At 62.4% G+C, this 24,097-nt stretch carries 24 protein-coding genes and 3 tRNA genes; 16 read left to right on the top strand and 11 right to left on the bottom strand.

The window, feature by feature from the left end; translation table 11 throughout:
* The first annotated feature begins 297 nt into the window (after positions 1-297).
* Both FRZ40_RS07550 and FRZ40_RS07545 read left to right on the top strand, forming a co-directional pair.
* Positions 298-1,014 (top strand): alanyl-tRNA editing protein, encoded by a 717-nt coding sequence (locus FRZ40_RS07550; protein ID WP_147233779.1) that lies wholly within the window; start codon positions 298-300, stop codon positions 1,012-1,014.
* A gap of 103 nt (positions 1,015-1,117) precedes the next feature.
* Complete coding sequence (locus tag FRZ40_RS07545) at positions 1,118-1,450, top strand: alcohol dehydrogenase catalytic domain-containing protein (protein ID WP_338048144.1); 333 nt, start codon at positions 1,118-1,120, stop codon at positions 1,448-1,450.
* Between the two features lie 164 nt (positions 1,451-1,614).
* On the opposite strand, the gene FRZ40_RS07540 is transcribed toward FRZ40_RS07545, so the two are convergent.
* The 4 genes from FRZ40_RS07540 to rph form a co-directional block, all read right to left on the bottom strand.
* A tRNA-Ser gene (locus FRZ40_RS07540) sits at positions 1,615-1,704 on the bottom strand.
* A gap of 55 nt (positions 1,705-1,759) precedes the next feature.
* Positions 1,760-2,974: a radical SAM family heme chaperone HemW gene (gene hemW, locus FRZ40_RS07535; RefSeq protein WP_147233777.1), complete on the bottom strand. Its 1,215-nt coding sequence runs from the start codon at positions 2,972-2,974 to the stop codon at positions 1,760-1,762.
* Positions 2,971-3,606, bottom strand: coding sequence for an RdgB/HAM1 family non-canonical purine NTP pyrophosphatase (rdgB, locus tag FRZ40_RS07530; protein WP_147233776.1), 636 nt, complete (start codon positions 3,604-3,606; stop codon positions 2,971-2,973). The genes hemW and rdgB overlap by 4 nt, the downstream gene beginning before the upstream one ends.
* Positions 3,599-4,339: a ribonuclease PH gene (gene rph, locus FRZ40_RS07525; protein ID WP_147233775.1), complete on the bottom strand. Its 741-nt coding sequence runs from the start codon at positions 4,337-4,339 to the stop codon at positions 3,599-3,601. Before rph ends, rdgB begins: the two co-directional genes overlap by 8 nt.
* A gap of 302 nt (positions 4,340-4,641) precedes the next feature.
* On the opposite strand from rph, the gene FRZ40_RS07515 reads away from it, so the two are divergent.
* From FRZ40_RS07515 to FRZ40_RS07495, 5 genes are all read left to right on the top strand, one after another.
* The gene (locus FRZ40_RS07515) at positions 4,642-5,565 is read left to right on the top strand and encodes a YicC/YloC family endoribonuclease (RefSeq protein ID WP_028369677.1); all 924 of its coding nucleotides are present in this window, start codon (positions 4,642-4,644) and stop codon (positions 5,563-5,565) included.
* 18 nt (positions 5,566-5,583) lie between these two features.
* Positions 5,584-6,246 carry a guanylate kinase gene (gene gmk, locus FRZ40_RS07510; protein WP_028369678.1) on the top strand — a complete coding sequence of 221 codons (663 nt, stop codon included), beginning with the start codon at positions 5,584-5,586 and terminating at the stop codon, positions 6,244-6,246.
* A gap of 62 nt (positions 6,247-6,308) precedes the next feature.
* Positions 6,309-6,512, top strand: a complete 204-nt coding sequence (gene rpoZ / locus FRZ40_RS07505; RefSeq protein WP_006025620.1) for a DNA-directed RNA polymerase subunit omega — start codon at positions 6,309-6,311, stop codon at positions 6,510-6,512.
* 74 nt (positions 6,513-6,586) lie between these two features.
* A complete protein-coding gene (locus tag FRZ40_RS07500; RefSeq protein WP_028369679.1) occupies positions 6,587-8,971 on the top strand; it encodes a RelA/SpoT family protein in 2,385 nt (794 codons plus the stop codon).
* 68 nt (positions 8,972-9,039) lie between these two features.
* Complete coding sequence (locus FRZ40_RS07495) at positions 9,040-9,528, top strand: phage protein NinX family protein (protein WP_028369680.1); 489 nt, start codon at positions 9,040-9,042, stop codon at positions 9,526-9,528.
* 90 nt (positions 9,529-9,618) lie between these two features.
* On the opposite strand, the gene FRZ40_RS07490 is transcribed toward FRZ40_RS07495, so the two are convergent.
* A tRNA-Arg gene (locus tag FRZ40_RS07490) sits at positions 9,619-9,695 on the bottom strand.
* 93 nt (positions 9,696-9,788) lie between these two features.
* A tRNA-Arg gene (locus FRZ40_RS07485) sits at positions 9,789-9,865 on the bottom strand.
* A 120-nt stretch (positions 9,866-9,985) separates the two neighbouring features.
* On the opposite strand from FRZ40_RS07485, the gene greB reads away from it, so the two are divergent.
* Positions 9,986-10,558 (top strand): transcription elongation factor GreB, encoded by a 573-nt coding sequence (gene greB, locus FRZ40_RS07480; RefSeq protein ID WP_028369681.1) that lies wholly within the window; start codon positions 9,986-9,988, stop codon positions 10,556-10,558.
* Positions 10,559-10,663: 105 nt separating this feature from the next.
* Here greB and FRZ40_RS07475 read toward each other — a convergent pair whose 3' ends face one another.
* On the bottom strand, positions 10,664-11,827 hold the full coding sequence (locus FRZ40_RS07475) for a porin (protein ID WP_028369682.1): 1,164 nt from the start codon (positions 11,825-11,827) through the stop codon (positions 10,664-10,666).
* Between the two features lie 522 nt (positions 11,828-12,349).
* Positions 12,350-12,592: a hypothetical protein gene (locus FRZ40_RS07470; protein ID WP_147233774.1), complete on the bottom strand. Its 243-nt coding sequence runs from the start codon at positions 12,590-12,592 to the stop codon at positions 12,350-12,352.
* 405 nt (positions 12,593-12,997) lie between these two features.
* On the opposite strand from FRZ40_RS07470, the gene FRZ40_RS07465 reads away from it, so the two are divergent.
* Together FRZ40_RS07465 and FRZ40_RS07460 are read left to right on the top strand one after the other, a co-directional pair.
* A complete protein-coding gene (locus tag FRZ40_RS07465; protein WP_028369684.1) occupies positions 12,998-13,201 on the top strand; it encodes a cold-shock protein in 204 nt (67 codons plus the stop codon).
* 326 nt (positions 13,202-13,527) lie between these two features.
* Positions 13,528-14,706 carry an exonuclease domain-containing protein gene (locus tag FRZ40_RS07460; RefSeq protein ID WP_147233773.1) on the top strand — a complete coding sequence of 393 codons (1,179 nt, stop codon included), beginning with the start codon at positions 13,528-13,530 and terminating at the stop codon, positions 14,704-14,706.
* On the opposite strand, the gene FRZ40_RS07455 is transcribed toward FRZ40_RS07460, so the two are convergent.
* Together FRZ40_RS07455 and FRZ40_RS44340 are read right to left on the bottom strand one after the other, a co-directional pair.
* Positions 14,703-15,299, bottom strand: a complete 597-nt coding sequence (locus FRZ40_RS07455; protein ID WP_028369835.1) for a chorismate mutase — start codon at positions 15,297-15,299, stop codon at positions 14,703-14,705. The two genes, FRZ40_RS07460 and FRZ40_RS07455, sit on opposite strands and share 4 nt — an antisense overlap.
* Before the next feature lie 327 nt (positions 15,300-15,626).
* Positions 15,627-15,776, bottom strand: a complete 150-nt coding sequence (locus FRZ40_RS44340) for a hypothetical protein (RefSeq protein WP_028369836.1) — start codon at positions 15,774-15,776, stop codon at positions 15,627-15,629.
* A 226-nt stretch (positions 15,777-16,002) separates the two neighbouring features.
* Here FRZ40_RS44340 and FRZ40_RS07450 point away from each other — a divergent pair, with 226 nt between their 5' ends.
* The 4 genes from FRZ40_RS07450 (at position 16,003) to FRZ40_RS07435 (ending at position 20,639) form a co-directional block, all read left to right on the top strand.
* Positions 16,003-16,383, top strand: coding sequence for a DUF2946 domain-containing protein (locus FRZ40_RS07450; RefSeq protein WP_147233772.1), 381 nt, complete (start codon positions 16,003-16,005; stop codon positions 16,381-16,383).
* A gap of 163 nt (positions 16,384-16,546) precedes the next feature.
* Positions 16,547-18,928, top strand: coding sequence for a TonB-dependent receptor (locus FRZ40_RS07445; RefSeq protein WP_147233771.1), 2,382 nt, complete (start codon positions 16,547-16,549; stop codon positions 18,926-18,928).
* Between the two features lie 62 nt (positions 18,929-18,990).
* Positions 18,991-20,172, top strand: a complete 1,182-nt coding sequence (locus FRZ40_RS07440) for an exo-alpha-sialidase (protein ID WP_420873861.1) — start codon at positions 18,991-18,993, stop codon at positions 20,170-20,172.
* A complete protein-coding gene (locus FRZ40_RS07435; RefSeq protein WP_147234785.1) occupies positions 20,172-20,639 on the top strand; it encodes a thioredoxin domain-containing protein in 468 nt (155 codons plus the stop codon). The genes FRZ40_RS07440 and FRZ40_RS07435 overlap by 1 nt, the downstream gene beginning before the upstream one ends.
* 6 nt (positions 20,640-20,645) lie before the next feature.
* Here FRZ40_RS07435 and FRZ40_RS07430 read toward each other — a convergent pair whose 3' ends face one another.
* Positions 20,646-21,581, bottom strand: coding sequence for a LysR family transcriptional regulator (locus FRZ40_RS07430; RefSeq protein WP_147233769.1), 936 nt, complete (start codon positions 21,579-21,581; stop codon positions 20,646-20,648).
* Between the two features lie 93 nt (positions 21,582-21,674).
* Between FRZ40_RS07430 and FRZ40_RS07425 the strand changes: the two genes are divergently transcribed.
* Positions 21,675-22,925, top strand: coding sequence for a CaiB/BaiF CoA transferase family protein (locus tag FRZ40_RS07425; RefSeq protein ID WP_147233768.1), 1,251 nt, complete (start codon positions 21,675-21,677; stop codon positions 22,923-22,925).
* Complete coding sequence (locus FRZ40_RS07420) at positions 22,918-24,057, top strand: acyl-CoA dehydrogenase family protein (protein WP_147233767.1); 1,140 nt, start codon at positions 22,918-22,920, stop codon at positions 24,055-24,057. Before FRZ40_RS07425 ends, FRZ40_RS07420 begins: the two co-directional genes overlap by 8 nt.
* Positions 24,058-24,097 lie beyond the last annotated feature (40 nt).

Raw genomic sequence — 24,097 nt, 5'->3', positions numbered from 1 at the left:
TTATGAAAGCGTACGGCATTCGACCCGGAGATCACCTCGGGATCATGTCAAGTCGGTCTTTCGGCGTTCAGCACGTAGTGGACCTTCTAGGCCGACTGTCGTGCAGCCATGTGCTTCTCGACCCGGACGAAGGGCTCGCAAGCCTGTCATCCAGCATAGTGAGTAACGGGGTTCGATTCATCTTCGTATGTCCGGAAAGTCGCGGCGTTGCAGAAAAGCTGTCGGTCTGTATCGGGCTGGCGGACGCATTTCTTGAGAAAGCGCCCCGTGTTTGACTAGCTAACCATCGAGTGTCCCATGTCTGAAATAGCAACGACCTCATTGTTTGACCAGGAGCCATATGAACGGACCTTTCGGGCATCGATCATCGAAGTCAAAGAAGATTTGATCGCACTTGATCGGACGCTGTTCTATCCGGCAGGTGGCGGACAGCCGGGGGATTCCGGGGAACTGCGCACAAAGCAAGGGAGCATGCGTGTGGTGGAGACGTTTCGCGACGCGGTCAACCGCTCGCTGATATGGCATCGTGTCGACAACTCTAGTGAAACAGTCGGAGATGCCGTGGACGGTGCGATCGACTGGGAACCACGATACAGCAACATGCGGATGCACACATGCTTGCACCTTCTCTGCTCGTTGATTAGCGCGCCCGTTACGGGCTGCGGCATGGGGGGCGAAAAGGGGCGGCTCGATTTCGATTTACCGGAAATGGACTTGACCAAAGACGAGATAACCCGACGGTTAAACGAATTAATTACAAGCCAGATCGAAGTTACGACTTCTTTGATTGCTCCTCAAAGGCGTGCGGAGTTGCTCGGATTGGTTAGGAATCGCTATGCGTTGCCGCCGGAGACGAGCGATGCGATTAAGGTCATCCATGTGAACGGGGTAGACGTTCAACCTTGCGGCGGCACTCATGTTGCGAACACTGCCGAGATTCCACGAGTTGTTTGCGAGAAAATCGAGAAGAAAGGTAGGCAGAACCGTAGAATCGTTCTGCGATTCGACAACTGAGTTGAGGTCAGTCTTGCTCAGTGAGACTGGTGAGTGATTTTACCGACTTTGTGAGTGAATTTTGGCACTGGCAATTGTCATTCGAGAGCCCGGTCCAGCCTCAGTGTTGCGACCGGAAAGCGTTGCTGTGGGTGAGACAGGCTCCGGAGAAATTCGAATTGCGCACAGAGCGGTGGGCGTGAATTTCCACGACATCTATGTCCGGACGGGGTTGTACAGAACACTTCCCTTACCCGGTGTTCCAGGCTTGGAGGCGGTCGGTGTAGTAGTGCAACTGGGACGTGGAGTCGAAGGGCTTGAGGTTGGCGATCGCGTTGCTTACGTATGCGACAAATATGGCACTTACGCGACGGAACGAGTGTTTCCCTCGGCCTTGTTCGTCAACGGGCCGCCGCCGACTACCGGGGGAGGCCTCGCCTGCAGTCCTTTGGCGTGACTCTAGCGCGGCGGCTTTTTCCTGAACATTCCGGCGCGCTTCACAGGTCAACGACGCTTCGGGTTGACGTCGACAGATCTTGCGCGATGATGGGCCAATTGATGGTCTGGAAAAAACAAAAACCTCGTAAATTATTGAATTTACGAGGTTTTGGCTTGTCTTTCTGGCGGAGGGTGTGGGATTCGAACCCACGAAGGCCGTAAAGCCTTGCCGGTTTTCAAGACCGGTGCATTCAACCGCTCTGCCAACCCTCCGAGCCCGAAATTGTAACCTGGAACACTTCCTTCCCGGGCAACAAACCACGAACGATCACGAATCCTTCAAAAACAGCGCCTGGAGATCATTGAGGAAGGCCTGGCCGAGCGGCGTCGGCGCAATCTTCTCGAAGTCGCGCGAAATCAGCCCGCGGCGTTCCGCTTCCTGCAAGGCCGGTTCGATCGACGTCATCGGCAAACCCGTGCGCTCGACGAAACGATGCACCGGAAATCCCTCCACCAGCCGCAGCGCGTTCAGAATGAACTCGAACGGCAGATCGCGTGAGCCGACTTCATGCTCTTCCTGCACGGCATTGCCCGAACGCGCTTCGTCGATGAACGTCGCGGGATGCTTGTAGCGCATCTGTCGCAGGATGCGGTTCGGAAACGACAGCTTCGTATGCGCGCCGGCGCCGATGCCGAGATAGTCGCCGAAGCGCCAGTAGTTCAGGTTGTGCTTGCTCTGCCGATGCGGCTTCGCATATGCCGACACTTCATAACGCTCATAGCCCGCCTCGCGCGTACGCTCGTGGATCCAGTCCTGCATGTCGGCGGACGAATCGTCGTCGGGCAGCGGCGGCGGAAACTTCGCGAACAGCGTGTTCGGTTCCAGCGTCAGGTGGTAAAGCGACAGATGCGGCGGCGCGTACGAGAGCGCCGTTTCGATATCCGCCTGACATTCGGCCAGCGTCTGCTTCGGCAGCGCGAACATCAGATCGAGATTGAAGTTGTCAAACGTGTTCGCGGCGACTTCGACGGCATGACGCGCTTGCTCCGAATCGTGAATGCGGCCCAATGCCTTCAGATGCGCTTCGTTGAAACTCTGGATGCCGACCGACAGCCGGTTTACGCCGCTCGCGCGAAACTGCGCGAACTTGTCGGCTTCGAACGTGCCGGGATTCGCTTCGAGCGTGATCTCGGCGTCGGCGTCGAGCGGCAGCAGCGCGCGCACGTCCGACAGCAGCCGGTCGAGTCCTTTCGCCGACATCAGGCTCGGCGTGCCGCCGCCGATGAACACCGTATGCACCTGCCGTCCCCAGATGAGCGGCAACGACTGCTCGAGGTCGCTGCGCAACGCGTCGAGGTAATCGTCTTCCGGGAACGTGCCGCCTTTCGATTCGTGCGAGTTGAAGTCGCAGTACGGGCACTTGCGCACGCACCACGGAAAGTGCACGTAGAGCGCGAGCGGCGGCAGCGAAGTCAGCCGGATGCTGCCTGGCGATGAGAACGCCTTGACGACGTTGACGCCGACCGTCGATGCCTGACTCACGCTTCCTCCTTCAGTCGCGTGAACAGCTGCTGCAGTGCCAGCGCGCGATGACTGGTGGCGTTCTTCACGGCCGGTTCGAGTTCGCCGGCCGTCGCGTTCAGCGCAGGCAGGAAGAAGTACGGGTCGTAACCGAAGCCGTTCGCGCCGCGCGGCGCATCGAGAATCTCGCCGTGCCAGCGGCCTTCGGCGATCAGTGGCTCGGGATCGTCTGCATGGCGCACGAGCGCGAGCACGCAGAAGTAGTACGCGCGGCGGTCGCTCGTGTGTTGCAACTGTTCGACGAGACGCGCGTTGTTCGCCGCATCGCTCTTTTCGCCACCGGCCAGTTGCGCATAGCGCGCCGAATACACACCGGGCGCGCCGCGCAGCGCGCGCACGCACAGGCCGGAATCGTCGGCGATCGCGGGCAGGCCCGTCAGCTTCGATGCGTGACGCGCCTTCGTCAGCGCGTTCTCGACGAAGGTCGGATGCGGTTCTTCCGCTTCCGGCACGTTCAGCGCGCCTTGCGGAATCAGCTCGATGCCCGCCGTGCCGAACAGCGCCGCGAACTCGCGCAGCTTGCCCGCGTTGTTCGACGCCAGCACGATCCTGCGCAGCGCGTCGTCCGGACGGCCATTTACCCTGTCACTCACCCTTCAACTCCAGTGCTTGCTTCTGCATCGCGATCAGCGTCGCGATGCCGCCTTGCGCAAGATCGAGCAGACGGTTCATTTCGTCGCGCGAGAACGGCACGCCTTCCGCCGTACCCTGGATTTCGACGAAGCCGCCATCGCCCGTCATCACGACGTTCATGTCGGTGTCGCACTGGGAGTCTTCGTCGTAGTCGAGATCGAGCACGGGCACGCCGTCGAACACGCCGACCGAAATGGCCGCGACATAGTCGGTGATGGGCGACGTTTCGATGCGGCCCGTCGCGAGCAGCTTCGCGACGGCGTCGTGCGCGGCGACGAAAGCGCCCGTGATGCTCGCCGTGCGCGTGCCGCCGTCGGCCTGGATTACGTCGCAATCGATATGCAGCGTGCGCGCGCCGAGTCGCTCGAGATCGAACACCGAGCGCAGCGCGCGGCCGATCAGGCGCTGGATTTCCTGCGTGCGGCCCGTCTGCTTGCCGCGCGCGGCTTCACGGTCACTGCGTGTGTGCGTCGCGCGCGGCAGCATGCCGTACTCGGCCGTCAGCCATCCCTGGCCGCGGTCGCGCAGAAAGGCGGGCACGCTCTCGGCGATGCTCGCCGTGCAGATCACCTTGGTGTCGCCGAATTCGACCAGCACGGAGCCTTCCGCGTGCTTCGTGTAATGGCGCGTGATGCGCACGTCGCGCAGCTGATCGGCGGCGCGGCCGCTGGGGCGTTTCGTGATGTCGTTCATCGTCGGAATAGAGGGGGAGAGAGGCCGGAAGGAAACCGCAATTTTACCGCCGATCGCGTCGGCGCCGCCTGCGCCACGCGCCGCGATGCAGCGCGCTAAATGCGCCCGACGCCGCGACGCACGCGAACGCGCCCGAAGCGCCGCCTGCCCGGGCTTACCCGAAGGCCACCTCCGGCAGGTCCGGCCGTCAAAAATGGGATAATGCGCGTTCTCCGCCTCGCGTCTCGTAAACGCCGGGCGACTCGAATCCCTGGTCGTGCGATGTGATGCACATTCGCGCGGCCGCAATCGCGAGACCTATCATGATCTACAGTATGACTGGCTATGCGAGCGCCACGCGCGAACTCGCAGCGGCATCGGGCACCGGCGGCGTCAGCGTGTCCGTCGAATTGCGCACGGTGAACTCGCGCTTTCTCGATCTCAACTTCCGGATGCCGGAAGACGTGCGCGTCTGCGAACCGACGCTGCGCGAAATGCTGATGAACAAGCTGTCGCGCGGCAAGGTCGATATCCGTATCAACCTGCAGCGCAGCGAGCAGTCGGCGAACGCAGGCGCGCTCAATCGCGACGCGCTCGCACAACTCGCGGTGCTGGAGCGTTCCGTGCTCGAAGCATTCCCCGACGCAGGCCGTCTGCGCACGGGCGAAATTCTGCGCTGGCCGGGCGTGCTGGCGGAGAGCGGCGTGTCGCCGGAAGTGTTGCGGGATGCCGTGCTCGCGTGCGGCAAGCAGGCGATTGCCGATCTGATCGACGTGCGAGGCCGCGAAGGCGCGCAGCTCGCCACGATGCTGCTCAACAACGTCAGCGAAATGGAAACGATCGTCACGAAGATCACGCCGCTCGTGCCGGAACTGATCGCGAAGCATCAGCAGAAGATCGTCGAGCGTCTGCAGGAAGCGCTCGGCATCGCCGCGCCCGATACGGCCGCGACGATCGTGTCGCGCGAAGAGATCGCCGAGCGCATCCGTCAGGAAGTGACGATGTACGGCATTCGCATCGACATCGCCGAAGAACTGTCGCGCCTCACTGCGCATCTGAACGAGACGCGCCACGTCATCCAGAAGGGCGGCAAGGTCGGCAAGCGTCTCGACTTCATGATGCAGGAACTGAACCGCGAAGCGAACACGCTCGGCTCGAAGGCGGCCGCGAAAGAACTCGCCGATTCGTCGATGACGCTCAAGCTGCTCATCGAACAGATGCGCGAACAAGTACAAAACCTGGAGTAATACGGGAGTCTCACCAGCATGACCGAAGCCAAACGCAATCCGTACGCCGGCGTCTATCCGGGCAACCTGTTCATGGTTGTCGCGCCGTCGGGCGCGGGCAAGTCGACGCTCGTCAACGCGCTCCTCGCTAGCGACGCGGCGATCCGTCTGTCGATTTCGTACACGACGCGCCAGCCGCGTCCGAAGGAACAGGACGGCGAGCACTATCACTTCACGACCGTCGAAGACTTCCTGCAGCGTCACGATGCCGGCGAGTTTCTCGAGAGCGCGGAAGTGCATGGCAACTACTACGCAACCTCGCGCGTGTGGATCGAGGAGCAGATGAAAAGCGGCCATGACGTGCTGCTCGAAATCGACTGGCAGGGCGCGCAGCAGGTGAAGAAGCAGTTCCGCAATGCCGTGGAAATTTTCATCCTGCCGCCGTCGCTGGAAGCGCTCGAAGAGCGCCTGAAAAAGCGCGGCCAGGACGAGCCGAATGTGATCACGCGACGTCTTCTCGCAGCGGGCAGCGAGATGGCGCACGCAGCGGAAGCGGAGTACGTCGTGATCAACGAGAACTTCGATCGCGCGCTCGCCGAACTGCAATGCCTCGTGTCGGCGACGCGCTCGCGCTTCGCTTCGCAATACGCGCGCCATACGGACCTCTTCATGCAGCTCGGCATTCACTTGCCGCACGCGTGATACGGGCGAGGTCGGAAGGACATAAGGTAGAATAACCAACATACAGAGAAGGAATTTTCAACATGGCCCGCATTACCGTCGAAGACTGTCTGAAACAGATCCCGAATCGTTTCGAACTGGCGCTTGCCGCGACTTATCGCGCACGTCAGCTCGCTCAAGGCCACACGCCGAAAATCGAAAGCCGCGACAAACCCACGGTGGTCGCGTTGCGTGAGATCGCGGCTGGCCAGGTTGGCGTCGAAATGCTGAAGAAGGTGCCCGTCTAAGGCACGCTTCAACGTTTGAACGTCATGTAACTCACCCACGCGTGCAGACCGGCACCATCGCAACGGAGGCGACCATGAGCACCAACCCCTCGCCATCCGCCACGGAAGTGGACCACGCTGCCCACGAACACGAAAGCGACTCGCCTTCGTCTGCACGCAAGTACATCGACGCGGTCCTCGAACAATCGTTTCGCCATCTGTTCGGGCCGACCGCCACGCCGGAGCAGCCGCGCCGGCACGACGTCGTCTCCATCGCCAAGCTGACTGCCGCGCTCTCCGGCTATCTGAGCCCGGAAGAGATCAAGGAAGTCAAAGCCGCTTTCCACTTCAGCGACGAAGCCCACCTCGGGCAATACCGTCAAAGCGGCGAACCCTACATCACGCATCCTGTTGCCGTCGCGGAAACGTGCGCGGCATGGAAGCTCGACGCGCAGTCGATCATGGCCGCGCTCCTGCACGACGTGATGGAAGATCAGGGCGTGACCAAGACCGAACTCGCCGAGCGTTTCGGCGCGAAGGTGGCGGAACTGGTCGACGGCTTGTCGAAGCTGGACAAGATGGAGTTCCGCAGCCGCGAGGAAGCGCAGGCGGAAAACTTCCGCAAGATGCTGCTCGCCATGGCGCGCGACGTGCGCGTGATTCTCGTGAAGCTCGCGGACCGGCTTCACAACATGCGCACGCTCGGTGCCGTGCCGCCCGAAAAGCGCCGCCGCGTGGCGCGCGAAACGCTCGATATCTACGCGCCCATCGCGCATCGTCTCGGCCTGAACAACACGTATCGCGAGTTGCAGGATCTGAGCTTCGCGAACTTCAATCCGCATCGTTACGCAACGCTCGAAAAAGCGGTGAAGGCGGCGCGCGGCAATCGCCGCGAAGTCGTCGGCAAGATTCTCGAATCGGTGCAGCGCGCCATTGGCGAGGCGAAGCTCGATGCCGAAGTCACGGGCCGCGAGAAAACCATCTTCAGCATCTACAAGAAGATGCGCGACAAGCAGCTGTCGTTCTCGCAGGTGCTCGACGTCTACGGTTTCCGCGTCGTGGTCGAAAGCCCGCTCGAATGCTATACGTGCCTCGGCGCGCTGCATGCGCTCTACAAGCCGGTGCCGGGCAAGTTCAAGGACTACATCGCGATTCCGAAGGTCAACGGCTATCAGTCGCTGCATACCACGCTGGTCGGCCCGTTCGGCGCGCCGATCGAGTTCCAGGTGCGCACGCGCAAGATGCACGAAATTGCGGAGGCGGGCGTTGCCGCGCACTGGCTATACAAGAACGGCGGCGCGGATCTGAACGACGTGCAGAAGCGCGCGCATCAGTGGCTCAAGTCGCTGCTCGACATTCAGAGCGAAGTCGGCGATTCGAGCGAATTCCTCGAACACGTCAAGATCGATCTGTTCCCGGACGCCGTCTACGTGTTTACGCCGAAGTCGAAGATCATGGCGCTGCCGCGCGGCGCCACGGCACTGGACTTCGCGTATTCGATCCACAGCGATCTGGGCAACCAGTGCGTCGCGGTGAAGATCAACAATGAACTGCTCCCGCTGCGGACCGAGCTGAAGAGCGGCGACATCGTCGAAGTGATCACGGCGCCCTATTCGAAGCCGAACCCTGCCTGGCTCGGCTTCGTGCGCACAGGCAAGGCGCGTACGGCCATCCGCCACTATCTGAAGACGATGCGCCTGAACGAGTCGGTGCAACTCGGCGAACGTCTCGTCGATCAGTCGCTCAAGGGCTACGGGCTCGCGCTGTCCGACGTCACGCCGGAAGTGTGGGACAAGCTCGTGCTGTGGACGGGCAACAAGAACCGCCAGGAAATCTTCGCGGATATCGGTCTTGGCCGGCGTGTGGCCGCTGTGATGGCCAAGCGCATCGAAGTGCTGATGAACGGCCGCGAAGGCCACGAAGGCGACGACGATCATCCGCGCGCCGATCATCCGACGCCGAATGCGCCGCCCGTCGTCATCACGGGTACGGAAGGCATGTCGGTGCAGTTGTCCGCGTGCTGCCGTCCGATTCCCGGCGACGACATCATGGGCTATATCGGCATCGGCCTCGGCATGGCCATCCACACGACGGATTGCCGCGTTGCGCAGCGCATTCACCGGCGCGATCCCGGCCGCTGGATCGACGTCGCGTGGGCGCCGCAACCGGGCCGCCTGTTCGACGTGGCGGTCAAGGTGCTGGTGAAGAACACCAAAGGCGTGTTCGCACGCGTCGCCGCGGATATCACGTCGGCCGACGCGAACATCGTCCACATCGCCATGGACGAAGACCAGTCGCAGGAATCGACGGTGCTGCGCTTCGTCATCCAGGTCAGCGACCGCGTGCATCTTGCCAACGTGATGCGCCGTGTGCGGACCAATCTCGACGTGATGCGCATCGCGCGCGAACGGCCGAGCGAAGAAGGGCATCGTCATCACGACGGCGGCATGCGGATCGATCGCGAGCGCGCCGATTACTGAAATCGGAAGTTGAGAGGCGGGTGCGCGCCTTGCGCGGCTCGTCGTTGCCTGCCTACAGGAACAACACGATGAACGTAGCGGATCTTTCCGGTCTGGCGCTCGACTACTGGGTCGCCCGCAGCCTGCACGACTTCGTGCGCGAAATTCACTTTACCGATAGCGGGAGCGTCGTCTCGATCCGCGGGAATGATCGCGGGCGCCCGTGGGACGGACGCTTCACGCCTTCCGTGTCATGGGAGGCGGCGGCTGTCGTGCTGGAGCGCGCACAGCGGCTGGAAGTGAGCGAGCGCACGCGCGACGGCGCAGCGCACTGCGTCGCGGAGTTCGAGGGCGGTCATCGGACCGTGTCGGCGCACGGCGAATCGCTGCGCGTCGCGCTCTTGCGGGCCTTCGTCATTAGCCGGTTCGGCGATACCGTCGAAGAGGTGGTGCGCCAGCCTCAGTCGCTGTTCGGCACGCGGTCGACGCCGATCGGCGAACAGTCGCCTGTCGGCATCGAGAACGAACTGCCGAAGCCTGATGGTGAGATCGGCGATATCAGATCAGCGCCGCGCTGAATTGATGTGCGCGGGCGTAGGGAGGTGCAGATGTGGAACAGCAGAGCCGAAAAAGACAAAGGGCCTTCCGACTGGAAGGCCCTTTATGGGTGGCGCGGCTGGCAGGATTCGAACCCACGACCCCTTGGTTCGTAGCCAAGTACTCTATCCAACTGAGCTACAGCCGCACGCTAAACTTGTACTGCTTGGGCAACACATGATACTTCATGCACAACCCGGTGAAACAAAAGGGCCTTCCAGGAGGAAGGCCCTCGAAAAAATGGCGCGGCTGGCAGGATTCGAACCCACGACCCCTTGGTTCGTAGCCAAGTACTCTATCCAACTGAGCTACAGCCGCACGCAGAAATGAGATTATAGCAAGGTCTCGGAAAAAGGGAAGGGGCAACCCCGAAATTTGTGACAACAGCCGTATCATGTAGGCTAGATATCTGGATGTCCGCTTCAACGCTGAACCATCATGAACAAAGCCTTTGTCAAAGAATCGACTGACGAGAACGACGACGACCTCGAAGCCGCTCAACCCGACGTGCCGGCTGGCGCGAAGAACTACATCACGCCGGCGGGCTATCGGCGGCTGCGCGACGAACTGCTGCACCTGATCGACGAGGCGCGGCCCGAGGTGGTGAAACTGGTGTCGTGGGCGGCGTCGAACGGCGACCGCTCGGAGAACGGCGATTACATCTACGGCAAGCGAAGGCTGCGGGAGATCGATCGGCGCATCCGCTTCCTGACGAAACGCATCGATCTCGCCGAGGTCGTGAACAGCAGCCGGCAGGAGAATACCGATCAGGTGTTCTTCGGCGCGACCGTCGAGTACGCGACGGAAGACGGCGAGACGCATACGGTGAAGATCGTCGGTATCGACGAGGTGAATCTGGACGAAGGGCACGTCAGCTGGATTTCGCCGATCGCGCGGGCGCTTCTGAAGTCGAAGGTCGGCGATCAGGTGACGCTGCACACGCCTGCAGGTCCGCAACCGATCGACGTGCTCGACGTGGTCTATCCGACGCGCGAAGAGGAGGAGGCTTAACGCCTTCGAATGCGGCCTGGCGTGCGACTGGTCCGGGCACACAGCATCAACAAAAAAAAGGCGCCGCAAGCGGCGCCTTTTTCATGCTGCAAGTACTGCTGATGCTTAGAAGCGGTGACGCAGGCCAGCCGTCACAGCAACTTGCTTCTCGTTCGCCGAAGCGTTCAGGCCATTGATGTTGGCGTTGACGATCGAGTTTTCGCTGACTTGCTGGTATTCGCCCTGCAGATACACGTCGGTACGCTTCGACAGCGCGTACGCCGTTTGCAGGTTGAACTGGTTCCAGTGCGGGTGCTCGCCAGCCAGGCTTGCACGCGTGTACGTGTACGAGCCAGCGACGCTGATTGCCGGCGTCAGAGCGTAGCGTGCGTTCGCTTCGTAGTTCTGGAAGTGACCGCTGTCGCCGCCGAAGCGGTTCTGCAGACCCTGGTTGCCCGATGCGCCCTGGTTGATACCGGCCATCTTCGACAGGTTCGTCTGCGAGTACACGAGGCCGACGGTTGCCGGGCCGAACGTGTAGTTCGCGCCCGCGCCCCACGTTTGCTGGCGGCCAGCGAAGAACGTGTTGTCGCCGTTGACTGCGCCCGACGAGTTGAACGCTGCGTTCGTGCCCGTCACGCCGTTGCTGTTCAGTTGCAGGTAAGCAGCAGCGACGTTGAAGCCTGCGAAGCTGTACGACGCGCCAGCGCTGTACGCACGGTTGTTCGAGAAGCCGTCAGCCTGGTTCGAGAAGCCGTACAACGCGCCGAACTTGAAGCCAGCGTAGTTCGCGCTCTGGTACTTGACCGAGTTGTTGACGCGGAACGAGTTGTTCAGGTTGTCGTTGTCGAACGGGTGGGCGAACTGCGTGCCGCCATATTGCGTGCCCGTCAGTGCCAGCGGACCGACGTAGTCGACCATGCTGTCGTATTGACGACCGAGGGTCACTGCGCCGAACTGGTCGCTTGCCAGACCAACGAACGCCTGACGGCCGAACAGACGGCTTTGCTGCTTGAGCGTGCCATCATTGATGCCGAAGCCGTTTTCCAACGTGAAGATTGCCTTCAGGCCACCGCCGAGGTCTTCAGCGCCGCGCAGGCCGAAACGGCTGCCGTTCACCGAGCCGGACGTCATCTGGACGTTGCTGTGACCCTGGTTCGGGGCCGTAGCCTGGTTATTCGTGTAGGTGATGCCGGCATCGATCAGGCCGTACAGCGTGACGCTGCTTTGCGCATGCGCAGCCGTTGCGAAAACGCCCGAGAGGGCCGCGACCATGAGAGTCTTTTTCATCTTTGTAACTCCGAGAACAGGATGGGTTTTGGAAACCCAGGCTTGAAGGAAACTTCACGCGGTTGCTGCGAGAGGCAAATCGCGTGAACTACGCACGGTGACCGACGTGCGTTCGTTTCCGGGTAGCCAAAGTGTAGAGACGTGACCTGTCCGATGGCCGTTCCGAAATCAGCAATAAAGTATTACGGGATAGGAAATTATCGAGATGGGGGCTGAAAGCCTTATCGATAAAGGGTTTCCGGCCGATTGGCGGGTATCGGCCGTACGTGTCAACCTTTGCGCGTTGTTCAATTGCGACATGAAATGATGTGCGAAAACAACGCAAAAATCGCTGAATGGCGATTGTTGTCGACCTTGCAATAGTAGATTGCGAGAGTCGACGCTAATCTAATACGCCGTCGGCGCTATACTGAAATCTCTGCTTTTCGAAGCAGACTTTTTCGTTGACGAAAAAGATCTCCAAACCTTTGTCGGCGCGACTTCGCAAGAGTCGCGCTTTTTTTGCCTGCTTACAGCATCGATTTATTGACGCTTTCCATCCGCACTAACCGGTGCGAATTCCAGCCCCGGTGTCAGGCTCCAATCTTCGATCACATAGTGGCGCGCGTCCATTGGGGATGACAGCAGGTTCTGCCAGTGGTCGCCGTGCCACATCGGATCGAACTCCAGCGCGGAGCCGCGCTGCACAAACGCATCGGAGGACGGTGCGGTCTTCGTGGGCGGGAACAGTTGGGTGGCGATGCGGCGAAGTGTGTCGAACAGCATGGCATTTCTCCAATTGCAAACTGCTGGCTAAAATCTTGCGGTTCAGAATGCACTTTAACAACTCGTGAAAACACTTACGAAAGACACGATTTGTTACATGCCGGAAAAGTTTTCTCACATGTGTTTGTTATAGCACGTCAGGTCGGCAATAGAGACCGAATCACTTCCGTATCCGCTGATTAATTCCCAACTCTGCGTTCGCTTTAACGGATCATTTGACGCTTATCTAGGTTTCGATTTGAAACTGCTTGACGCGTCGATGTGCTTCCTCGTATAAATGCCGTGCTGGATTTTCGATGGCCGAAGCCTAATAGTGCGCGCTGCATATATTTTCAGTTTTCGGAATCGTTATCGTAATCGGCATTAATGGCATTGATGTCTTATTCAAATCGAGGAAAGTGGAACATGGAAACCGGTATCGTCAAATGGTTCAACGATGCTAAAGGCTACGGCTTCATCACGTCCGACACGGGCGGCGAGGATCTCTTCGCGCACTTCTCGGAGATCCGCTCGGAAGGGTTCAAGTCGCTGAAGGAAAATCAGCGCGTGTCGTTCGATGTGAAAGCTGGGCCGAAGGGCCGCCAGGCTGCGAACATCCAGGCGCTGTAATTCGCTGAGGGGTCGTCGGCTCCCAGGATAAACCCTCGCTTTGCGGGGGTTTTTTATTGCCCGTTGATCGGCGCTTTAAAGCAGGTTGCGGCTCGCTCGTGAATAGGCGATGTCGCGTAAAACGTTTCCGGCCGCGTATTGGCTCAGCAAGTGCATTAATTGGTGTAATCCCCGATTGATGATTTATTTATGGTGGAAAAGCTGAATATCGATATTCGCGGCGCGCCGACGATCGCGTGCCAATTTCGCTCGATTGAGATTACGCGCAGGCTTTGCCGCCGATAAGGCATACTTCTGCAAAGTCCTGCACTCTTCAGTTTTCTCTCATGTCTGAACCGCTTCTGTCTGATCCGGCCCTCGATGTGCCGATTGTCTTCGTCGACCTTGAAACCACGGGCGGCTCCGTCGGCGAGCACAGAATCACGGAAGTCGGCGTCGTCGAAGTGGGGCCAAACGGTGCGTCCAGCTGGACCACGCTGGTCGACCCCGGTCAGCCAATCCCGCCGTTCATCCAGCAATTGACGGGCATCACCAACGACATGGTGCGCGGCGCGCCCACGTTCGCGGCCATCGCCGCCGATCTGTTCGCGCGACTCGACGGCAAGCTTTTCATCGCGCACAACGCGAGCTTCGACCGCGGCTTTCTGCGCAGCGAGTTCCAGCGCGCGGGCTTCGCCTTCAATCCCGATGTGCTGTGCACCGTGCGCCTGTCGCGGGCGCTGTTTCCCGCCGAAAAGCGCCACGGCCTCGACGCGCTCGTCGAGCGGCATGCGCTCGTGCCTTCGGATCGGCACCGCGCGCTCGCCGACGCCGATTTGATCTGGCAGTACTGGCAGCGCCTGCATGGCCTCGTGCCCATCGAGGTATTGCGCTCGCAAATCGACAAGACGATGCGGCGTTTCCGGCTCGCAGGCGATATCACCGAAGATCTGATCGACACGGCGCCTGCTGGTTGCGGCGTGTATGCGTTCTACGGCGAGAGCGATGCGCCGCTCTATGTAGGGCGCAGCGTGCGCGTGCGTCAGCGCCTGCGCTCGCACCTGACGGGCGAGCGCCGTTCGTCGAAGGAGATGAAGCTCGCGCAGCAGGTGCGCCGCGTCGAATGGCGGGCGACGGGTGGCGAGATCGGCGCGCTGCTCGCCGAAGCGCAGCTGGTCGCGGCGCTGCGTCCGCCGCATAACCGCGTGCCGCGCGTGAGCCGCGCCGATCCCGTCGATGCACCCTGGCCTTATGACGGCGCCATCGTGTTCGAGGAGCGCGATGCGGCCGAAGGTGCACGCGTTTTCCACGTCATCGATCGCTGGCGCTATCTGGGACATGCGCCGTCGTTCGCCGAAGCCGCGACGCTGCTCGCGGCCAGCGCGCCCGGCGCATTCGAGCTTGCGACGTGGCGCATTCTCCAGTCGCATCTCGCACGCGGCCTGCCTGTGCTGCCGCTCAGCCGCCCGGCTGTCGCGCCCGCGGACGCCGTGACGCTCGCAGCAGCGCCCGCCGACGCCGCCTAACCCGTCGCCCCGACGCCACCCGATTCGCACACATGCCCGAGCGCCCGCGTTAGCGCGGCGTTGCGGGTGTTGTCGTAGCGGGTCAGCGATTTCCAGTTGTCTATGCCGCGCGCGACGCGCGTCGGGCAATCGTCCTGCGAGCGCAGCGTCTGCACGCGTGCAAGTCCGGCGATCAGCGATTGCGTCAGCTTGTCGAGTTGCGGCCTGAGGCTCGTCGCGAGATCTGGCGCGGCACCTTCGGGCGGGCGAGTGGTGCGCCAGGTGTCGAACAGCGCGTTCTGCACGTCCTTGCTCGCGTCGATCTGATCCTGAAAGAACGCGTGCGCAAATGCCGGATCGACGCCCGCGCGCGTCGCACGCTTTTCGACGTCGGCGAGCAGCGCCTGTTCTCGAGGCGTGTCGGTGATCGGTTGATGATGCGCCCACTTGTAGCGCGCGACGGGTTCGGCCAGCGCAAGCCGCTGGGAGACGAGTGCAATCAGATTCGTGAGAGCCGTGTCGTCGCCGTCGGCGCGAACGGATGCGGGCGTGAAGGCGAGAGTCGAACCAAGCAGGATCGCGCCAAGCGCGCCGATGAGTTTCGGACGGGTCATTGAGCGTGCTGCAGCATGCGGCTGCATCGAAAGAGGAAAAGACAGAAGAATAGACGAAGCGCGCGATTATGCGTCACGCATGCGCAAGTGCGCCGGGCAGCGAGAGGGCAAACAGACATTCAACTGAACGAGCGGACGCGCGCAGACCCGCGACACGATGTCGCGTCAGCAACGGTGCTCAGCAGAACGAAGTCAGCGGCAAGCCGAGCGAAACCGTGGGCGCACGACGACCCAGCGCCTCATTCGATGAAGCGCGTGGACGCGCGTCGACACTACGCGCAGGCAATGGCTGCGCGAACCCCGATGCTGCAAAATGCACGTCGACCGTTACTTCGGGTCGCACGACTTGCGTTGTTCGTCAAAGAACGCGCGAACATGCTCAGGCAATTCCGCGCCCAGAAACTCAACGCCTGCCGGTTCCGGATCCGGGCTGAACACCTTGTCGGGGGTCGGAATCTTCGGCGGTCTGGTATCCATGATGGGTTCTCCTTTACGAATTCATTATCTTCCTCGGGGCGTGAAGCGCACCAGCGCTGCCGCACACAGCCGATGTTTTGGCGCGCTCTCTGTTGCTTTAACGGCACAGGCTCCCAAGGATTGAAGCGCCTTCTTTACAATTTAACGATTGTCCATATTGCAGTACGTCTAAAGACTGTCTCGCGGCCGCTTGCTATACTGCGCGCGCTCACTTTTTCAAGTCGCGATGACACGTTCGACACGCTGGATCAGTCTCGTATGGCTGGCGCTGGTACTCAATGTCCTGTCGCCCGTCATCGGCTATGCGCGTGCGCCGGGCGTTCAAGGCCCGCTTTCCGTCGAACTCTGTCACGCAGCCGGCGCGCAGAACGTCGTCATCGATCTCGGTGGTTCGCACGACAGCACGTCGAAGACGCACTTCGTCGTTCCCCACTGTGTCTACTGTCCGGGCTTCGCCGCCAACTTCGCGCTTGGCGCCAGTGTCCCGTTCATCGCGCCTCCCGTCCGTACGCTCGCCTACGCGCAAGCCATCGAACCCGAGGCCGTCTTTGTGCGCCGCAGCGTACGCGTCGCACAGCCTCGCGCACCACCTGTCCCGTCGATCTGAAGCGCCTTCAGCCAGCTCGTTCGCCCGCCGTCGTCACGACGTAGCGGGCGGCGAGCCGCCGTGCCTGCCTTTGTCCTGACCGGCTGTCCGCATCTTCGATGCGGCGGATCGCATTGGGCAACGCATGGGCATGGCGTCTTCGATCACGTTTCCAGGATTCGTCATGCGCATCGTTTCCGCTGCGCTGTCCGCCCGCACGCCGCTTTCGCTTGCGTGCGCGACAGTGTTCGCCGTCCATCCTGCATGGGCCGATGAAAGTACGACCGATCGTGCCGCTATCGATCAACCCGCGTCCGATACTTCGGTCTCCCATCCTTCTGTAACGAACAGTTCCGCGAATTCGTTGACGGAGCCAGCCAACACATTGCATGCAGTCAGCGTGACAGCCGCGCGAGCCGCGCCCGCGTTCTCGCCCGACACGCCCGGCGTCGTCGAAACCATGACGCGCGAGCAGATCGACGCACGCAACATCGTCAACACGGAAGACGCGCTCAAGTACGCGCCGAACGTGATGGTGCGCAAGCGTTTCACGGGCGACCGCAACTCGGTGTTCGCGGGCCGCGACTTCAACGAACTGCAAAGCGCGCGCGGTCTCGTCTATGCCGACGGGCTCCTGCTGTCGAACCTGCTGGGTTCGAGCTACGCGTATCCGCCGCGCTGGTCGCTGATCGCGCCCGACGATATCGCGCAGGTCGAAGTGCTGTACGGTCCGTTCTCGGCGCTGTATCCGGGCAACTCGATCGGCTCGACCGTGCAGATCACGACGCGCAAGCCGGAGAAGCTCGAGGCGTCGCTGGATACGCAGCTTTTCACGCAACACTACAACGACGCGTACGGCTTCTCGAAGCATTTCGGCGGCAATCACGAGACGGCGCATATCGCCGATCGCGTCGGCAGGTTCTGGTATTCCCTGACGCTCGATCGCCTCGAGAACAACAGCCAGCCGCTGCAGTACGCGAGCCCGAACAGCGCGTACAACGCGAAAGTCGGTGCGCCCGTCGCCGTGACGGGCGCGGCCTCGGACATCGGCCCAAGCGGCCAGCCGCGCGTGATCGTCGGTCCGCAGATGATGGAGCGCACCGAGCAGATCAACGAAAGCGTGCGCATGGGCTACGCGCTGACGGACCACGTCGACGCCACGCTGACGCTCGGCCACTGGGAAAACCACTACAAGGACCGCGCGCAGACTTTCCTGACGGATGCGGCGGGCAATCCCGTCTATGCGGGCAACGTGACGATTGGCGGGAAGAACTACACGATCGCGCCGACCGCGTTTTCTCCTGCCAACGGCGATCAGGAGAACTGGCTCTACGCGTTCGGCCTGAACGCGCGGCTCGATTCGGGCTGGAAGCTGTCGGGCGTCGCATCGGCGTACGACGTGTCGCGCGACGTGCTGCGCTCGTCGACGACGGCGCCGCCCGCCGCGTATGCGGGCGGCCCCGGCACGATCTTCTACGGCGACGGCACCGGCTGGCGCACCTTCGACCTGAAAGCGGAATCGCCGTCCTATGCAGGCCACGCGCTGACCGTCGGCTATCACTTCGACAACTACTTTCTGCGCAACGAGACGTACAACGCGTCCGACTGGCTGAACGGTTCGCCGACGACGCTCGCCAGCACCTATCGCGGCGACACGCGCACGCAGGCGCTCTACGGTCAGGACGCGTGGCGTTTCGCGCCGGGCTGGCTCGCGACGCTCGGTTTGCGCTACGAACGCTGGGATGCCTACGATGGCGCGCTCGGCAATAGTGCGTCGATCTTCGGCTATGCGGAGCGCAGCGCAAACGCGCTGTCGCCGAAAGCGTCGGTGCAATGGCAGGCGACGCAGGACTGGCTGTTCCGGCTGTCCTTTGCGACGGGCACGCGCTTCCCGACCGTCGCCGAACTGTTCCAGGGAACGATCTCGAACAACGCGATCGTCAACAACAACCCGGGCCTGCGTCCGGAGAAGGCGATCGACTGGGACTTTACGGCGGAGCGCGATGTCGGCGTAGGCGTCGTGCGGGCCAGCGTGTTCCAGAGCGATCTGCGCGACTCGATCTATAGCCAGACCACCGTTAGCGGTTCGACGACGGTCACGAACATTTCGAACATCGACCGCGTACGGGTGCGCGGCGTCGAACTCGCGTTTTCGGGGCAGAACGTGCTGCTGCACGGACTCGACCTCGACGCGAACGTATCGGCGACGAATTCACGCATCCTCGCCGATTCGGCGAATCCATCCTATGTCGGCAAGCGCTTCCCGCGGATTCCCGTGATGCGCGCGAATCTGCTCGCCAACTATCACTTCACCCAGCAATGGCAGGGCAGCGTGGGCATGCGCTACTCGGGCCGCCAGTACAACACGCTCGATAACAGCGACATCAATCCCGACGTCTACGGCGGCACCAGTTCGTTCTTCGTGATCGACCTGAAGGCGCGCTACCAGATGGGCAAACAGTGGCTGGCGTCCGTCGGCATCGACAACCTGACGGACCGCCGCTACTACGTCTTCCACCCGTATCCGGGCCGCACGTTCTACGGAGAACTCAAATGGTCGCTTTAAGAAATTGGGCGGCGGCGCTGGCCGCAGGCTTCTCGCTGATGCAGCCGCTGATGGCGCACGACATGAGCAGGATGGACGGCATGGGCGCGAGCAGCAGCGCCGCGAAGCCTCCGAAGGCGCCGCTCGCAACGGGTGCGGCATTCGATTCGAAACATCGCCTGTGGGTGACGTGGGTGGAGGGGCAGCACGTCGTCGTTGCGCATTCGGACAAGGCCGACGGTAAGAACCTCGCGCTGTCGCCGCCCGTCACGGTCAACGCGATGCCGGAGCCGATCTACACGAGCGCCGAGAATCGTCCGAAGATCGCCGCGAGTCCGGACGCGAAGACGATCTACGTCACGTGGTCGATGCCGCTCGACGCGCCGTACACGGGCATGGTCCGCTTCTCGCGCTCGACCGACGGCGGGGCGACGTGGAGCGTGCCCGCCACCGTGCACGGCGACCGCCAGCCGATCACGCATCGCTTCGATTCGCTGATCGTCGACGGGCAGGGGCGCATTTTCGTCACGTGGATCGACAAGCGCGATCTCACGCTCGCAAAACAGGCGGGCAAGCCGTACGACGGCGCGGCGGTCTACTACGCAGTATCGACGGACGGCGGGCAGACGTTCCAGCCCGAGCGCAAAGTCGCCGACCATACGTGCGAGTGCTGCCGGATCGCGCTCGCGCTCGACGGCCAAGGCCGCGTGCAGGCGATGTGGCGCAACGTGTTCGAAGGCCAGATCCGCGATCACGCACTCGCTGTGCTGCCCGTCGATGCCGATCAAGCCGTCGTCCCCATCCGCGCGACCTTTTCCGGCTGGCATATGGAAGCGTGCCCGGAGCACGGTCCGGCGCTCGCAGTCACGCCCGACGGCGTGCGCCACATGGCGTGGTTCAGCGTCGTCAACGGCCGCGCGGATGTCTACTATTCGCGCCTGTCCGCCGACGGCAAGCCGCTGGGCGAACCGTGGGCGTTCGGCGATACGGGCAAGCAGGACGAGCAGGCGTCGCACGCGGCGCTGAGCGCGCGTGGCAAGACGCTGTGGCTTGCGTGGAAGGATTTCGATGGCGACACGATGCGCCTGATGCTGCGCCGCTCCGACGACGAAGGCGCGCACTGGAGCGCGCCGCGCACGCTCGCGCAGACAGCGGGCGGCAGCGACAACCCGCAGTTGCTCGACGACGCGGGTCGCATTTATTTGTCATGGCGCACGCAGAGCGACGGCTACATGCTCGTGCCTGTCGACGGGGAAGGTCAATGATGAAGCGAACTCCAATGATGCTGGCGGCGTGCTTCACTGCCCTGACGGCGCACGCTGGCGATCTCAAGCCGCTGCGCGCAGCGGAGGTCGAGGCGGTACTGTCTGCCTCGCAAGGCAAGCCGCAGATCGTCGAAATCTGGTCGCTCGATTGCAGCTATTGCCGCGAGAACACCGCGCGCGTCGCCGAGTGGCAGAAGAAGCATCGCGATGTGCGCCTGACGATGATCGCGATGGATCCGATCGACGACAACGCAGCGGCACTCTCGCAGGTGCTCGCGTCGCTGCCGTTGCCGCCTCAGACGGCGCTCTATGCAAATGTCGAGGCGATGCCGGAAAAGCTGCGTCGCGCGCTCGACGCCAACTGGCATGGCGAGATGCCGCGCACGCTGCTGATCGATGGGCACGGTGCACGGCAGGCGTCGAGCGGGTTGCTGCAGCCTGCGGCGCTCGATGCGTGGCATCGATGACGGACGCTATCTGGGCCGCGCCGGGCGGCGGCCCGTTTGCCCCGTGCGTTTCGCCATCGCTTCGTTGACGGCATCGCGCATGCATTGAGCGACAAGCTCCGCCGCCTTCGTGCGCGAGGCGCGGGCAGGGCGCGCAATCACCAGCGGTTGACGTATCGTCTCTTCGCGAATGGGGCGCTCGATCGCGCCCGCCGCCGGGCTCGCTTCACCCTGCGTGATCAGCAGCGATACGCCGAGGCTGTTTGCCACCATCCCGCGCACAAGTTCGATCGACGTTGCGCGATAACGCACTTCGGGCGCGAGTCCGCATTGCCAGAACGGCGCCATCAGAAACTCGCGGCTGTGCGGCAGATCGATCAGGATCAGCGGCTCTTTTGCGAGATCGTGCAGCGATAGCTTGCCTGCTTTCCTCGCGAGCTTCGATGCCGCGGGTATCAGCGCGTACGGCCTCAGTTCCGCAAGGCATTCGCGCTCGATATCGGCGGGCAGACCGACGTCATACATCAGCGCGAGTTCGATGCGGCTGCTGCGCAACGCATCTTCGAGCTGCAAGAGGTCGCCTTCGACAAAACGGATCGACAGGTCGGGGAAGCGTTCGCGCGCAATGCGAAGCAGCACGGGCAGATAGACGGGCGCAATCGTGCTGAACACGCCGATCTGCACTTCGCCCGCAGCGGCGTCGCCGCTGTCGTCTGCTTCGAACGATGCCGCCGCGTTCAGCAGTTGATGCGCCTCCGCCAGCTTGCGCACGCCGAAACGCGTCAGCGTCATTTTCGCGCCCGATTCGCGGGTGAACAGCGTGTCGTCGAATAGCGCTTCGAGTTCGCGAATGGCGACGGAGATGGAAGGCTGCGACACGTTCAGCTGTTTTGCCGCTGCCGTCGTGCTGCCCGTTTCGGCTGCCGCCGTGAAGTAACGCAGAAGCCGCAACGAGATACGCATCAGAAAAACCTATAGGTGGTAATTCAATTCGATATTTTACTTGATAGGCTGTGCCGCCCAGAATCGTTGCATCTCTCGTGAAAGGAGCGTGCGATGCAACGTTCGACTCTGCCGCTCGACGGTCTGCGCGTCATCGATTTCTCGCGTGTGCTGGCGGGCCCGTATTGCGCCGCGCTGCTCGGCGATCTCGGCGCGGATGTGATCAAGATCGAGCCGCCTGCGGGCGACGACTATCGTGCTGTCGGTCCGTTCGGTGCGGACGGCGAAAGCGGCCTGTTTGTCGCGATGAACCGCAACAAGCGCAGCATCGTGCTCGATCTCAAGACAGAGGCGGGGCGTGAACTCGCGCGCGGCTTGTGCGCGGATGCCGATGTCGTCGTCGAGAATTTCAGGCCGGGCGTCGCAGATAAGCTTGGGATCGGCTATGCGGACTTGAGCGCCCTCAATCCGTCGCTCGTGTATGCGAGCGTGTCGGGCTTCGGGCAGACGGGGCCCGAATCGCATCGGCCTGCCTATGACATCATCCTTCAGGCGATGTGCGGTCTGATGGACGCGACGGGCTCGCCCGACGGGCCGCCGACGATGATCGGCGAGTCGGTGTCCGACGTCGTTAGCGGTCTGTTCGCATCGTGGGGCGTGCTCGCCGCGTTGCTCGCGCGCGAGAAGAGCGGCAAGGGCACGCATGTCGACGTGTCGATGTTCGACGCGACGCTCGGCCTGAGCGCGACGCTCGTCGCGCGCTACGCTGCGACGGGCCTCGCGCCGCGCCGCGTGGGGAACCGACATCCGTCGTCGGCGCCGTTCGGCGCGTATCGTGCGGCCGATGGCTTCTATGTCGTCGCGGTGCTGAACAACAAGCTCTTTGCCGCGTTCGCCCAGGCAATCGGCGCACCGCATCTGACGGAAGATCCGCGTTTTGCCAGCGACGCATCGCGATGTTTTCACGAAGCCGATTTGCGGTTGGTGATCGAGGCATGGTCGTCGGCTCGAACGGTCGATGATGTCAACGCGACGCTCGGTGCCGCGGGGGTTCCTGTCGCGCCGATCCGCAATCTGTCGGAAGCGCTCGAAAGCGAGCACGCGGCGCATCGCGCGTTGCTGGCCGATGTGCAGCGAGATGGTCGATGCGCGACGCGCCTGCCGTCGCAGCCGGTGAAGTTCTCCGCTTACGACGCCAATCGCGTGACGCCTGCGCCGGCGCTCGGTGAACACGCTGATGAACTCTTGCAGGCGCTCGGTTACGACGCCGAAGACATTGCTTCGTTGCGAGAGCGTGGGGCATTCGGCGCGAGCGCCGCTACGACAGTCAATGCAGACCGCAAAAAGGAGCCGAACCATGCATAAGCGATTGGGCATCGAAGACAGCGACGTCGAAATCGCCGATGCGATCGCGCGCTTTGCGCACAGCGAACTCGCGCCGCGTGCCGCACAGGTCGACCGCGAAGAGCTTTCGACGACACGCTACGTTGCGCAACTCGCCGAACTCGGCGTGATGGGCATGAACCTGCCGGAGCGGTGGGGCGGCGTCGAAGCGTCGCCGGCGGCGATCGTGCTGTCGCTGGTGGAGATCGCGAAGGCGTGCGCGTCGACGTCGTCGATGATCGGCGCGCATTACCTCGCCACCGATTCGATTCTGATCGGCGGCGACGATGCGTTGCGCGATCGCTATTTGCCCGGCGCGGCCAGCGGCAAAAAGCTCGGCGCGTTCGCGCTGACGGAGCCGCGGGCCGGCTCGAACCCCGCCGACATGGCGACCCGCGCGAGCCGCGAAGGCGAGGGTTACAGGATCACGGGCGTCAAGCACTTCATCTCGAATGCAGATGCAGCGGATTTCATCGTCGTGTATGCGAAGACCGATCCCGATGCGGGCACGCGCGGCATCAGCGCGTTCGTGGTCGACAGGCAGGCGCCGGGCGTCGACGTCGCGCCCGCCGAAAAGCTGATGGGCATACGCGGCGCGCCCGCGCATGAAGTGGCGCTCGACTGCTTCGTGCCCGCCGCGAACCGGCTCGGCGCGGAAGGCAGCGGATTCCGGACGGCGATGAAGGTGCTCGACAACAGCCGGCTCGATGTGGCTGCAACGAGTATCGGCATTGCGGAAGCGGCGCTGGCGGCGGCTACGGGCTGGTTGAATGAGCGGCGGGTGGGCGGCGAGCCGCTGTCGAACCGCCAGGGATTGCAATGGACGATCGCCGATATGAAGACGCGGCTCGAGGCCGCGTGGCTGCTGACTTTGCAGGCGACCGCGAAGCGGGCGGCGGGCGTGCCATTTACGCAGGATGCGTCGATGGCGAAGCTCTATGCATCCGAAATGGTTGCGTTCGTCACCGATGCGGCGTTGCAGATGCACGGCGGCTATGGTTTCACGCGCGAGATGCCGCTTGAGCGCTTCGTTCGCGATGCGCGGATTCTGCGGATATACGAAGGGTCCTCGGAAATTCAGCGGACGGTGATTGCGCGGATGGTGTTGGGGTAAGCGCGATGCGCGTTTCCTGATAGCGATGCCGCGCACATCA

It is taken from the genome of Paraburkholderia azotifigens (assembly GCF_007995085.1).
Taxonomy (GTDB): Bacteria; Pseudomonadota; Gammaproteobacteria; order Burkholderiales; family Burkholderiaceae; genus Paraburkholderia; species Paraburkholderia azotifigens.
This window is presented reverse-complemented; position numbering and strand designations above follow the sequence as displayed.